Genomic DNA, 12,859 nt, shown 5'->3' with positions numbered 1-12,859 from the left:
TTAGGCAAAGAAAGGGTGGTTGAAAGTTCTCGAATTTCAGAGCTAAAGGCTGTCGAACCTTTACGCATTAACTTTGTTTTAGTATTCTATGACTTGATCAAGTCTTTTATAGGCCATAAAGTGAGCTTTTTTAAAGCTATTTATCCTGAGGGTGTAAGAAACCGAAGTTTCAAATCACTTATCTTATAGGCATTCCTTCTTCAGTTCACAATTTTCTTGCTTATCTAGGTAACGAGTTATTTCACATCTTATCCTATCTCCTGTTTTTGATGATACTTTTACAGGGGTAGAATCTATTATTTTGGCTTGCTTGATGGCATTATCATTTTCACCTTTGAGAATGTAAAGTTGAAATAGCTTGTATCTAGGGATAATTTTAATTGGCACTATGTTCGCAGAAATTTTATAATAATATTCAGCATCCGTGAATTTATTTTCCATTATGTATGCATCGCCGAGTAAATTCAATATGTCCGTATGTGGTAACCTGCTGATAGCCTTCTTCAGAATCTTTATTCCTTCTTTAACTTTAGCCTGTTTTTTTATTAAAAAAGTACCATAGTGGTAAAGATAGATTCCATCGTTTTGGAGATATTTATAAGCCCGTTGATAGTTTCTTAGTTTTTGCGAATTGGTAGCTTCACTAAATGTTTTATTATATGCCAACGTTGATTTAAATTGATTGGTCAAAATATAGGCATACCACAATGTCAAACTAACGATTACAATGCTCTGAATTTTTACCAATCGACTATGAAGTGTGTAATTTTTGTACTGGTCGCCCATCAAACAAAAATTAATGATCATTATGGGTAAAAGTGAAATATTGTGGAATAGGCCATCATTCAAGCTAAGTATAAAAAATACTGTTATTGAGATTATTGCTGGTTTCAGAGGCTTGTACTTGATTGTCCGGTAAATATAAAATATTACAATCAGAAGTAGTATCAAACCAAAAATTCCGATCTCAATCCATAATTCCAGATATTCATTAAAACAGCTAAAAGAATTATTTGCAAGATCCCGATATTTACCATACTTAGCCTGGTCTTTTTCGCTTACAAAATAGCTTGCCTGTAGATAATTATATTGTGCACCGAACTTATTTGTCCCTATACCAAACAACAAATTGTCCTTTAACATTGGCATACTTGTACTTTGAATAAAAATCCGGCCCTCCAGTGCCCTTAGTGCTTTGTTGCTATTGATCAAGGTGGTCATAATAGCCGAAAAGCTGATTATTAAAAATAATACATGGAAAAGTAGATGTTTTTTAAAACACAATAAATTCTTGGTCCTTTTGTAGAAAAAGGTAAAAAATAGATAGCACATCAACATCACCAATATGATTGAACTCACATCCTTTGACAAAAAAATAGCGACAAGGTTGATGAGAAAAAATATCTTATGTGCCAAAAGCATTTTGTCTGAAGATCTAAACAGAATGTAAGGAAAAGTAAGAGCTAGATAATTCCCAGTTGTCGTTGTGCTATCAAATACGGTTTCCGATAATTTTATCTCTGGAAACCCTAAAGAATTGAATAATTGTTGTATTATGATATAGATTGAAAGAAGAGAGCTAACTAAGAAAATACCCGATTCGATTTTATTTGGTGAGAAGTTTAAATTCTTGAGCAGTATCAATTGAGAAAAAATGGTGATAAAGAAGAATAAGAGATAATTGTCTTCTTTTCCGTTAGTTACCAGGTTAATCAAACACATGTATACAATCAAAAATAGAATGCATAAATCCAATCTCGTGTACTCGAAACTTTTGCCACGTATAATAAAATAATATATGGAGAGTAGAACAATGATAAGGGATGAAAATTCTATATAAAAACTTTCGATTCTTTCACTAAAGAGATAGACTCCTGTAATATTTAATATAGGAGAAAAGATCTGAAGCAGCACAAATGCAAATATTACTTGACGAAGTAAACTTTCAGAAAAAAAAAATGGAAGATGCGGGTTAAAACCACATCTTCCAAACTTTAGTTTAATGACCATTAATTTATTCTAAATAATTAGATATGAATGTTATTGGGCATTTGTCACTGTCATGGTCGAAGTTCCGGTAGTAGGATTAAGCGAACCAGTCATAACAATAGGCTGACTATATATCGTTCCAAGTCCTTCAACGATAATGTTGTAATTCTGCAAGCCATTCACAGTAAAGTTAATAAGACCTGTTTGAGAATTGTAAGTTGATGTTCCCGTGCCAGTTTGAGTAAATGATGTACCAAGGGTGAAACCAAAAAGAGCACCTGTTGTAGTTATATTTGAATAATTACTTCCCCAGTTAACATTAACCAAATAACCAGAGATAGGTGATGCATTGTATTTCACATTTCTAGAGCCTGGTTTAGGTTTTCCTTCAACCACTAGATCAGGCTCTTCCTCAAACATAATTTTCCCAGAGATTTGTAGTCCTGATGGTTTATTGGAAGCTTTCAGGTTCTTGTTTGCATTTAAGCTTATAGTGGAGCCGATCTCTGTTGTATAGGAAGCATTTTTGATATTGGCTATAAATGCATCCGCCTCCGCGGCTGAGGCGAAAACCATGTTAGTTTTCGTTGTATCCTGTACAGCAGCTTGAACAACTTTGAGATCGTATTTTTCAATTAAATCATTAACAGATAATTTTGAGGCATCTTGTTTTTTGCAGGAATAAATTATACCTGCAAAAAAGGCAAAAATAAGAGAGAGAATTAGAATTTGTTTTTGTTTCATTGTTTTTTTTTCAAAAATTTGATTAGTAGATAGATTAATACGCTAACAAAAATGGCTGTGAGCGCAGTGTAGAGTACAAGACCAGTAGATGGATTCATATTTGATAGATAATGGGTTAAACATGCGCAAATATGCATATTTATATCTAATGTAACAAATTAGATGCATAAAAATACTGATTAATGATACGTGAGTAGCCTTTTGAGAAGAGTTAACCGATGCTACCAACTTCATTTAAGCAGCAATTTGAATTAAATAAAACATAATCTTAATACCAGAGTTGCTCTTTGTTCTTAATAAGAAATATCCTACTTAAACTTTTATCGCCGATTCTGTCTTCAATCATGTAAAATGCATTAGCTGGTATTTTGTCGAAAATTAAACAAGAGTCTTTTTTGCAGATCCTGCTGTCTAAATCTTGCCATTCATTGTTCTTATCCAAATATTTTAATGTATATTCTCTAGACTTTTTCACCCAAGATTCAGCGCCCATATTTATCTTTTTCAAAATGGTATTGCTTTTATTGCCAAAATCTGGTGTAGAGTATACAACATGATTAAGGGAATCTATGATAAACGGTTTGCCGATCAATCTATACCTATTGCCCTCGGGTACTGCAACATGATATGCCATATCTTTTGCCATATTATTGAATATAACGTATCCGCCATCTGAAGTAACCTTGCCATAGAAAACGGGTTTCCATACTCCGTAATTAAAGACACAGATATAAGCTAAGGGGATATTATTCTCTTTTTTTTCAAATTTGTAAATGAAGTTTGTTGTTGGGGTGTAATCTGCTGTAACATCCAATAATCTGTCTGATTTTAGGAAGGTCGGGATAAAATAATTTTTCTTTCCCATTAGTGGTTTTATGGAATCTGACCATAAGTTTGTTTTTTTAAAGCTAGTCCTGAAAACCTTGGGTGGAAATTTAAAAGGATCCCACGGCCTCATGCCATATTTTACAACCTTGTTGTTTTTTTTGATCGGCCCATAGAAAACCTCTGCGGCATGACTACCACTTGTTTTTCCCCACAACGGCACTATATCTACTGTAGCAGGTATTCCGGCAGACCTTGCTATAAATACAAACAAATTGGAAAGTTCAGGGCATTCTCCTTTTTTTATTGCTATCAATTCTTTGAAAGAAGGATACCGAGTCAGCTTGGTAAAGTCAGAGGTATATTTCAGCCAGGACCAAGCTTCTGTACGTAGACCTAAATATAGTTTCTCACTGTCACTATCCCAATTTGCCATGTGATTAGAAATGCTATCCTTATATTTTTTAAACAAAACCATCCTCCAATTATCTGGACGTTCGTTTAAAACCTTATATGGCAGAAGATAATTTAAAAAAATATCTTTAGGTACATTCTTATTCCAAGGATACTTTTTCCAGTCTGATAGCGCTTTATCTATATTTTCCTCCAATAATTCTGAAGACAAAAAATCAACATCCTTTAAACGAGTATACGAATAGTTTATTTTTTTATTTAATAATATCGATCTAAGGGAACTGTCTGAGGTAATTGTATCCAAATTAAAATCCAGCATTTCACCTTTCTCGTTATAAAAATACGGTTCGTCAGATGTCACTCCTTCAATATTAGTTTTTATAAATTTTAAAGATTGCAATTTCAAGCTGTCTTTTTGATTTGCCGAATACTGTTTAATCAGCTGATCAAAGTCAACATTATCGTTTCTTTTACAGGCTGCAATACCCACGATACTGATCAGAGTCAGCGATATTAATAAATTCGTTTTACCGATGATCTTCATTTTTAAAAGTACTTTATTGTTTTTTTTCTGAACTACTTCATTTCAACATAAATAACTATTAAAATTTTGATTTATACAAAATAAATACTTTTTATATCAGGGCTGAAATCATATTTACTAACCCTCTATCAAGGGATTCGCTTTAGTTTAATGTAGGAGTTAGCGAGAATACTGGTTTCTGGTTCCAACTGGCGACATCGTTACTGCAACTTATCCTACAATATTTGGCATGGGCTTTGGGTGGGCATTTCGGCAAAAATGGCCGCCCGTTCCGGGTTTAAGCTGTCACCCCATTTCGCTTTAAAGTGACCACCTGTTCCGGGGCAAACTGGCCACTCTGATCTTTCGATCAACTTTTTTCACGACTTACTTTTGAGAATAATCTTTTCGTTTCTGCGTAAAATAAAGGCTCCTGGGAGCATATCTACAATTCGGAGTAGACTATTGTCGTTTCGCTATTTTGGAGGGGTTATGACGTTTTTTTAAGCGTTCCGATGCAAGCGAGCGGATTTTGATCTTAAGGAAGGTCTGAATTGAAGATAAATCTGGCAGTAGGATAGATTGAACTGAGAAGTCTTGAGGAAAATGGATTTGGATCCGAAATGTATATTTGTTCAGAGGGAAAGGAACTTAGATGTGCATGATCCGGTAACCAAATTGGTGGCCAGTTTGGCCCGAAACAGAGGGGTCACTTTCACTGAAATACACACTCTATCAACAGTTTAGGCCTTATCTGACGCTGCTTCGCAGGAGATTGGTCCGTTTGCTGAAAACTTATTCCAGACAGGTCTTTGCGCTCATGGTCTTGATGCTCATCTTTTCGGTGCTGTTTTCTTTTGGCATACTTCCTTCTGGAAATACAAAGGAAATTAAGCTCTTGCCACCGGCTGGCAAGGCTGAAAAGGGAAAGCAGCCTGCTGGCATTGACGATGGCTTATCAAAGATCAGTAGCACTAGTGTTAAACTCAGGAAAACGGTCGAAATCAGAAAACAGTTGGATTCTGTACTAGACAGGCAGCGGTTGAACCATAGAGATACACTTTTTCTGGCAGCTAAACTAGAGGAGTTAAAACGACTCCGTTAATGAGTAAATTATGAAAATAGATTTTAAAAAACCACGGTATATTATTCCGCTGATTGCTATTCCGTTTTTATGCCTTTTCTTTTATGCTTATCAGCAGTGGCATGCTAAAAGTCAGGTAGTGGTGATGGAAAAGGATGTGAACGGAAACTTGGCCGAAATCTCAGACCAGGTTCGCGAAAAGGGCCTTTCCGATAAACTCGAAGCTTACAAAAATAGCTTCAAAGAGGCTGATGGTTATTCGGCGATCAAAACGGTAGACGAAGACCGATTGCCCGAGGCCACCATTACGGGTAGCTATTCCGAACGGGAAAAACAAAAGCTTGATTCTATTGAAGCATCAATAAAAAAGCAGGCCTACATGTCCAGGCCCTCGGAGGCTAAATCCCATTCTGGCTATGCTGCTATTAAGCCGGATAAGATCACTGGGTTAAAGCCTGAGGATCGGGCTGTGGCGCAGGCATTGGCGAGTCTCGAGGAGGCCAGGAAAAGAGAGCGCCATGCAGCGGTTATGGTGAATAAAGAAACTGATCCGATGGATCTTTTTAAAAAACAGATGGCCTATATGGACAGTATGGGGAAGGCGGCTGATCCCAGTTATATCGCGCAGCAAAAGGAAAAAAAGAGAACGGAAGAGGGAGTTTTGGTGGGTAAGAATGTGCTTCGGATTTCCAGGTCTGCAGAAGTTTCAGGAGAATTCAATACCATTAGCGTTAGGGAAAAACAGCAGTTAATCACAGCAATTATTGATGAGGATATCACCGGATATTCCGGTTCCAGGATCAGATTGAGGTTGCTTGAGGAAGTATATGCCGGGAAATCGCTGCTGACAAAGGGAACTTATCTCTATGCCAGAATTAGTGGCTTTTCCGAGCAGCGCGTGCAACTGGAGATTAATTCTGTACACTGCGCAGGAAAGATTCTGCCCGTTAAACTCTTGCTTTATGACCTGGATGGTTTGCCGGGTTCATATGTTCCTGCGTCTGCGTTCAGGGAGTTTTCCAAGGGACTGGGAGCAAGTTCTGTTCAGGGTTTTAATACCATGGGTAGTGCCTTAGATCAGAACGAATTTGTGATGAGTACTGCCAGTAGGCTTTTTCAGTCTACGTCATCGGCGATAGCCAATATGGTCAGAAAAAACAGGGCGAAATTAAAATACAATAACCAGGTTTTTCTGGTTGATCCACGAGATCTCCAGAAATAAAAATAAGATAATATGAAAAATACAATATTAACGGTTTTCCTGCTGCTGGCTATGGCAGGATCACTTTTTGCGCAGGTTTCAGCCAATACTGTAGGAGCAGGGCAGTCGATCCCCAAAATCTTTATTAAGCGGGCATTGACTTTACATTTTATCGCTCCGGAGAAGATCACCTATGTGGATATTCCTAAAGGGCTCATTGGGGATCTTCCCGATAAAAACCTGCTTAGGATAAAAATACCGGATTCTGCTAAAATAAAAGAGGCTTTCATTGGTGTGCTTACTATACTCGGCGAAAAAAGGATCAAGCAATATTCCATCATTTTTGAGGAACGGCCGGAAACGGCTTTTACTTCATTGATTGATATCCGCATGGGAGAGATGAGGGTCATTGACCCAAAAAGCTCAATGATATCCAGTGCTGAACTGGATAGTATTGCAAGGGAAATGCTGGAGCGGCAACCGGTAAAGGCGGAAGTAAGGAAAAAGAAATACGGCATCAGGGCTACGCTTAACGGCATCGTTTCAGTAGGCGAGTTCCTGCTGTTGGATCTTGGTTTTGAAAATACTACACACGTCCCGTACGAAATTGATGGGCTGAGGTTTCGCCTGGAAGATCAGAAGCAACATAAGGCGACCACTGTGCAGTCTTTGGAGCTTGTGCCCTTGTCCAGTCTGCAGGATGTCACTGTTTTTGGGCAACACTACCGGAATATATTTGTGCTGCGCAGGCTGACCTTTCCTGATCATAAGGTGCTGAAGGTGGAACTCTCCGAAAAGCAGATTTCGGGTCGCGCAATCACTTTTAGTATCCATCACTCCGATATCCTAAAAGCTAAAGAAGTAATCATTAGGCACTAGGTAATGGAAGAAACTAGAGAGATTCAGAAGCTCCACGGTTTCCTGCAATGCCTGATCTATTTTATGATAGCTACGGAGGTATCGGTTTTTGTCTACCTTGGTGCACCATTCTGGGGAATCTTTAATGCGGGGCTGCTTAAGGTAAAGTCGCTAATCATATTCCATGAACTTTTATATAGTAAACTCGCTGTGCTGCTATTGATCTGTCTGGTCAGCATTGGCACCTTATCCAAAAAGCAGTTGGACCTGGATCCAAAGACTAAAATTGTCTACCCCTTATGTCTGGGATTGTTATGCTATTTCGGAAGTATGCTTTTTTATGGGAAGAAATCTGTCTTGCTATTTTCGTACACCTCTGCCACCGATCTGGTTTACATGATACTTTCATTTTTAGGTGCTATAGTGATCAGTATTTCCATTGACAATGTCTCCAAAATTATCCGTTCAGGATTGGGGAAAGACAAGTGGAATGTAGAAGCGGAAAGTTTTATGCAACAGACCATTAAGACTGAGCATGCTTATTCGGTGAATATTCCGATGCTTTTTTATTATAAAAGAAAGGTGAGGAAGGGTTGGATTAATTTGGTTAATCCCTTCAGGGCTACCATGGTGATCGGAACTCCGGGATCTGGGAAATCTTTTTCGATTGTTAATCCCTTTATCAGGCAGCTCATCGCTAAAGGGTTTGCTTCCCTGATTTATGATTTCAAGTTCCCTGACCTGGGTAGGATTGCCTATCATCAATTCCGCAAATGCAGGCTTGAGGGAAAACTGGAGGGTTTTGGTTTTCATGTCATCAACCTCAATCAGGTTGAAAAAAGCAGGCGGATCAATCCATTCAGAGCGGATTATATCAGGACACTTGCAGATGCCTCTGAAACTGCTGAAGCGTTAGTGGAGGCACTAAAGAAAGGAGACAAGGCCAGTGGCAGTGATGCTTTTTTTACCCAGAGTGCCATTAACTTTTTAGCTTCCTGCATCTATTTTATGAGCAGGTATAATAATGGTATATTTTCTTCGCTTCCCCATGTGATGTCTTTTTTAAACAGGCCTTATCAGGAGATTTTTACGGTTCTTTTTACCGAACCGGAGCTGGTCTCTTTATTGTCGCCGTTTCGTTCTGCATTTATGGCTAAGGCTTTTGATCAGCTCGAAGGACAGATTGGGACTTTAAAGATTTTTATTAGCCGGATGGCTACCAAAGAGACTTTTTGGGTTTTTTCCGGGGATGATTTTAACCTGAAAATATCCGATGCTTCTTCACCTGGGATTCTGGTACTGGCTAATGACCCCAATACGCAGAATATTAATTCCGGATGTTACTCAGTGGTTCTAAACAGGCTCACCAGGTTGATCAATAGTAAGGGAAATCTTCCTTCTGCATTGATTTTAGACGAGGTACCTACCTTATTTGTACACCGTATTGAAAACCTGATTGCCACAGCAAGATCGAACAAAGTAGCAGTGTTGATGGGGCTTCAGGAGTTGCCGCAGTTTAAGCAGCAATATGGTAAGGACACGGCGACCACAATCACTTCAGTTGTGGGGAATGTACTCTCCGGATCTGTGCGAAACAAGGAAACACTGGACTGGCTGGAGCGGATACTGGGAAAATCCAAACAGATGGGAGAGAGTATCTCTATAGATCGTAGTAAGGTTTCTAAATCGATTAGTGAAAAGCTGGAGGTGCTCATTCCTGCTGGCAAGATCGCCTCATTAGGGGCCGGAGAGATTGTTGGCGTGATCGCAGCGGATGCAAGTTCCAGCTTTACCGGGCAATATGAGACTTCGGCGATCAATTGCCGGGTCAGTCTTGATTTAAAGGAAATAGAAAAGGAGGAAAAGGAATATGTTGAACTTCCCGATTTTTATGATTTTGGCGGACATAAAGAAGAGATACTCAGAAGGAATTTTCTTCAGATCAATCAGGATATTGAGTCTTTGGTTACTGCTTTTATGTAATGTTTCCTGTTTGGCCAGCGTTTACTATCTTTTTCAAGATACTGTAAGAACAAGTAATCTTGATGCGCAGCTGCCACTACAGCATTTTAATCTGAGTTCAGGCTTTGGTTACAGACTTCATCCGGTAACCGGAGAAAAAAACTCTTTTCATAGGGGAATCGATATTAGGGCTAAGAATGAGATTGTAAGTTCAGTTCTGGACGGTGTGGTGGTAAAAATTGCCTATCAATCGATAATGGGAAATTATGTTGTGGTAAAGCATGGCCGTTACGCCGTATATTATGCGCACCTGTCCAAAGTATATTGCATTAGTGGGCAGAAACTCTTCTCAGGATATCCCCTCGGCCTCACCGGATCTACCGGTAGAACAACTGGGGAACACTTGCACTTATCAGTTAAGTACAATGGGCTGGCAATAAATCCACTCTATTTCCTGCTGAATATACTATCCAGGTCGGGTGAAGATCTGCTGGACTACCTTTCGCGGTAATTCAGGTTTCCATTGTTTTTAAACCACCAAATTTTAATTCAAACATTTTAAAATGTACCTATATGCAGTACTCAAATTTGAATGTGCGGGATCTTCCCATGGAAGATTTGCGCGATCTAGGACTAATTAAGGACGGAGAGGTTACTCTTCCAAAAAAAGATATTGATGCGCTCATTAGCGGTATGCGGACAGGACTGGTTAAACTTCAGGATATTAATCATGGCGATATTGAGGTTAAGGAAATCCATGTTAAGCTTTCATTGGCAAAAAGTGCAGCGGGAAAGCCAGAGTTGCTGGTGCATCCTGTGTATAAACAATCCCATGTACCTGCTATTATTTCCAGCACTGAAGGAGATGATCTGATCACCGGGCTTAAAGCGAACCTTATTAAAGAGACAACGGAGGATGGCAGACACAAAAAAATGATAGTTGAATATGATTGGGATACCAAAGAGTTCATTGTGACTGACACCTCAAGATTACGTGTGCCTGAAATGGTCAACGGAATGCAACTGACTCCCTATCAGAAAGAACGGTATGCCAATGGGCGCCAGATTGAGATGCCGGACGGAACGACTTTTCAAGCCAGTAGTACCTCGCCTGAAGGAGTCCGCTCCAACAGGTTAGTGCTCGTGGTTTCTCTGGTGATGGATGGCGGTTTGACCTATCTGCTATTAACAGGGCTAAAGGCTATGGTGGGTGATCGCGGATTATTGTCGCAGACTGATGAGCGCAATAGTAACTATCAAAAAGCGCTACAGGATGCTGCCCAAAAATCTACCCACAAGCATGCAGCAGAACCAGGTGCTGCTAATGCGAACCACAATGAATATTCGCGTGGATATGGCAGATCGGGCGTTTCCAGATAGACCAGCATGAATAAAATATAATCAATTGAGTTATTAACCATTAATTTTTTAGTTATGAATGAAAGTAATCTTGAATATCTTCAGAACACGCTTAAATATCTTGGGTTTGGAGATTCTCTAAATGAAAGTCTAAAACAATCAATTGCACATGGTCCCGAAGGTTTTAACCTTCAAAGTGCCACCAGTGAGATGCCGGATCCTGCAAAACGATATGACCCAGGGTTTGGAGATAAAATATCCTATCTGCTTAACTTTTCTAAAAGTAAGGAAACAGATATGTATTTTTTTAATCACTATCAAGCCACAGTAAAAAAGGCTAATACAACCGACCTGGTTTCGCAGACATTTTATATCAACAAAGGGAAGGGGGTAACAGCCAAAGAAAGTTACAATCTGCTTTCCGGACGTGCGGTAAATAAGGATGTGGTGCTCAAGAGTGGAGAAAAGGCCAATCTATGGATGAAGCTGGATTTCTCGGAACATACTCCGGAAAAGGGATATGGGATGAAAAGTTATGGGGAGCAATATGGTTTTAATTTAGCCGAAACTATAGACAAATTCAAAATACTGAATATGGAAAAACCCGGTTTTAAGGATCAGCTGCTGAAAAGCCTGGAAAGGGGTAACCTTCATGAGGTATCATTTATGAAGAATGGAAAGGAGGCTTCCGGTTTTGTCACTGCAAATCCGCAGTTTAAAACGCTGGATTTTTACGATAAAGATTTAAGCCAGGTTTATAGTAAAGCTATCGACCGTCATGAGCCTTTGGTGAAGGATGACAATAGTAGAGAAAGGGTAGTTTCGGTTGAAACGGAGCCTCAGGTGGAAGAGAAAATGGGTCGGGGTAGATAGTCGAATGCGGACATTGGTGTGCTTATGCAGGGGACTTTTAGTCCCCTGTTTTTGTATGTCCCAAATTTTTATCGAAAATAAAATGAATTATGGGTATAGAAATATTAACCAAAGAAGATCTGGCTGGCTTCGGAACTTTTTTGATTGAAGAGATTAAAAAGATCGTCAACATCAGGGAACCCGTCAAAAAAAGGTTTTTGAAAGGGCATGAGGTGAGAAAAATATTGGGCATTTCGCAAGGGACTTTACAAAATCTCAGATTAAATGGAACACTTCCGTATTCAAAGATTGGGAGTATCTATTACTATGATTCCAAACTGGTGGATGACTTACTGGAACGAAAAACTGTAGGGGCTGAAAAACAAAAAATATAGGTAAAGCAATGATGGGTTTCGGCAAAGATAAAAAACTGAGTCTGATTTTAAGGTGTGTTCATTCAGATGCCAGCATTACCACTACTGATATGGCTTTGTTATATGCTATAATTATTTACTATTCTCAGGCGGAGTACAGGGAGATTTTTCAGGTTTCGCGTAGTGGATTGATGGAAATAAGTAAAATCTCTTCAACGCGCACCTATCATAAGAGCATTAAAAAATTAGTCAATCTTGGATACATTGTATATACTCCATCATACCATCCAAAATTTGGGAGTATGGTTTCTTGGGGAAGAAGGCAAGATTTAAAGGTTTAGAGGTGTTATATCTTTTACCCAGGTTTCGTGTAAAGTTTTGTGTTAAATGTTGGGATATATGTTATCTGTGCATGGTAGTATCTCTTTTGGTGTAAAAAACAATAATCAACGTCGGTGATGTAATTTATTCCTACATATATTTGTATACATCCCACACGTATATTGTCAAATTAATTAGATTAACTGTGGGAAAATTCTATGTAGTCAAACACGCCAAAAGGCTCTTCCACCATTTCTTTATTATAATACTTATGACCGAACGGTTCCTGAATTCCAGGTATCCCGCAAGCTATTACTGTCTGTTCCATCAGTTTAAAACCAGTGTCAAAATAT

General features: G+C 38.8%; 12 protein-coding genes. 9 read left to right on the top strand and 3 right to left on the bottom strand.

Annotated features, from left to right (window positions below):
- Positions 1-183: 183 nt before the first annotated feature.
- The 3 genes from CA265_11795 to CA265_11785 form a co-directional block, all read right to left on the bottom strand.
- Positions 184-2,010, bottom strand: a complete 1,827-nt coding sequence (locus CA265_11795; GenBank protein ARS40298.1) for a hypothetical protein — start codon at positions 2,008-2,010, stop codon at positions 184-186.
- A 30-nt stretch (positions 2,011-2,040) separates the two neighbouring features.
- Positions 2,041-2,733, bottom strand: a complete 693-nt coding sequence (locus CA265_11790; GenBank protein ID ARS40297.1) for a hypothetical protein — start codon at positions 2,731-2,733, stop codon at positions 2,041-2,043.
- A gap of 268 nt (positions 2,734-3,001) precedes the next feature.
- Positions 3,002-4,516, bottom strand: a complete 1,515-nt coding sequence (locus CA265_11785; protein ID ARS40296.1) for a hypothetical protein — start codon at positions 4,514-4,516, stop codon at positions 3,002-3,004.
- A gap of 799 nt (positions 4,517-5,315) precedes the next feature.
- On the opposite strand from CA265_11785, the gene CA265_11780 reads away from it, so the two are divergent.
- From CA265_11780 to CA265_11740, 9 genes are all read left to right on the top strand, one after another.
- Positions 5,316-5,600: a hypothetical protein gene (locus tag CA265_11780; GenBank protein ARS40295.1), complete on the top strand. Its 285-nt coding sequence runs from the start codon at positions 5,316-5,318 to the stop codon at positions 5,598-5,600.
- 10 nt (positions 5,601-5,610) lie between these two features.
- On the top strand, positions 5,611-6,801 hold the full coding sequence (locus tag CA265_11775; protein ARS40294.1) for a hypothetical protein: 1,191 nt from the start codon (positions 5,611-5,613) through the stop codon (positions 6,799-6,801).
- A 12-nt stretch (positions 6,802-6,813) separates the two neighbouring features.
- The gene (locus CA265_11770; GenBank protein ID ARS40293.1) at positions 6,814-7,659 is read left to right on the top strand and encodes a conjugative transposon protein TraN; all 846 of its coding nucleotides are present in this window, start codon (positions 6,814-6,816) and stop codon (positions 7,657-7,659) included.
- Between the two features lie 3 nt (positions 7,660-7,662).
- Positions 7,663-9,621, top strand: a complete 1,959-nt coding sequence (locus CA265_11765) for a mobilization protein (protein ARS40292.1) — start codon at positions 7,663-7,665, stop codon at positions 9,619-9,621.
- Positions 9,509-10,111, top strand: coding sequence for a hypothetical protein (locus tag CA265_11760; protein ARS40291.1), 603 nt, complete (start codon positions 9,509-9,511; stop codon positions 10,109-10,111). Before CA265_11765 ends, CA265_11760 begins: the two co-directional genes overlap by 113 nt.
- Before the next feature lie 62 nt (positions 10,112-10,173).
- The gene (locus tag CA265_11755) at positions 10,174-10,980 is read left to right on the top strand and encodes a hypothetical protein (GenBank protein ID ARS40290.1); all 807 of its coding nucleotides are present in this window, start codon (positions 10,174-10,176) and stop codon (positions 10,978-10,980) included.
- A gap of 54 nt (positions 10,981-11,034) precedes the next feature.
- Entirely contained in the window at positions 11,035-11,832 is a 798-nt protein-coding gene (locus CA265_11750) for a hypothetical protein (GenBank protein ARS40289.1), read from the top strand.
- 89 nt (positions 11,833-11,921) lie between these two features.
- Positions 11,922-12,206: a hypothetical protein gene (locus CA265_11745; GenBank protein ID ARS40288.1), complete on the top strand. Its 285-nt coding sequence runs from the start codon at positions 11,922-11,924 to the stop codon at positions 12,204-12,206.
- 11 nt (positions 12,207-12,217) lie between these two features.
- Positions 12,218-12,526: a hypothetical protein gene (locus CA265_11740; GenBank protein ID ARS40287.1), complete on the top strand. Its 309-nt coding sequence runs from the start codon at positions 12,218-12,220 to the stop codon at positions 12,524-12,526.
- Positions 12,527-12,859 lie beyond the last annotated feature (333 nt).

Source organism: Sphingobacteriaceae bacterium GW460-11-11-14-LB5, assembly GCA_002151545.1.
GTDB lineage: Bacteria > Bacteroidota > Bacteroidia > Sphingobacteriales > Sphingobacteriaceae > Pedobacter.
This window is presented reverse-complemented; position numbering and strand designations above follow the sequence as displayed.

What these genes read in the sequence shown, in the direction of transcription:
- CA265_11785 (ARS40296.1), bottom strand. Translation starts at nt 4,516, where the DNA reads ATGAAGATCATCGGTAAAACGAATTTATTAATATCGCTGACTCTGATC.
- CA265_11775 (ARS40294.1), top strand. Translation starts at nt 5,611, where the DNA reads ATGAAAATAGATTTTAAAAAACCACGGTATATTATTCCGCTGATTGCT.
- CA265_11750 (ARS40289.1), top strand. Translation starts at nt 11,035, where the DNA reads ATGAATGAAAGTAATCTTGAATATCTTCAGAACACGCTTAAATATCTT.
- CA265_11790 (ARS40297.1), bottom strand. Translation starts at nt 2,733, where the DNA reads ATGAAACAAAAACAAATTCTAATTCTCTCTCTTATTTTTGCCTTTTTT.
- CA265_11780 (ARS40295.1), top strand. Translation starts at nt 5,316, where the DNA reads ATGGTCTTGATGCTCATCTTTTCGGTGCTGTTTTCTTTTGGCATACTT.
- CA265_11755 (ARS40290.1), top strand. Translation starts at nt 10,174, where the DNA reads ATGCAGTACTCAAATTTGAATGTGCGGGATCTTCCCATGGAAGATTTG.
- CA265_11795 (ARS40298.1), bottom strand. Translation starts at nt 2,010, where the DNA reads ATGGTCATTAAACTAAAGTTTGGAAGATGTGGTTTTAACCCGCATCTT.
- CA265_11770 (ARS40293.1), top strand. Translation starts at nt 6,814, where the DNA reads ATGAAAAATACAATATTAACGGTTTTCCTGCTGCTGGCTATGGCAGGA.
- CA265_11760 (ARS40291.1), top strand. Translation starts at nt 9,509, where the DNA reads ATGTTGAACTTCCCGATTTTTATGATTTTGGCGGACATAAAGAAGAGA.
- CA265_11765 (ARS40292.1), top strand. Translation starts at nt 7,663, where the DNA reads ATGGAAGAAACTAGAGAGATTCAGAAGCTCCACGGTTTCCTGCAATGC.
- CA265_11745 (ARS40288.1), top strand. Translation starts at nt 11,922, where the DNA reads ATGGGTATAGAAATATTAACCAAAGAAGATCTGGCTGGCTTCGGAACT.
- CA265_11740 (ARS40287.1), top strand. Translation starts at nt 12,218, where the DNA reads ATGGGTTTCGGCAAAGATAAAAAACTGAGTCTGATTTTAAGGTGTGTT.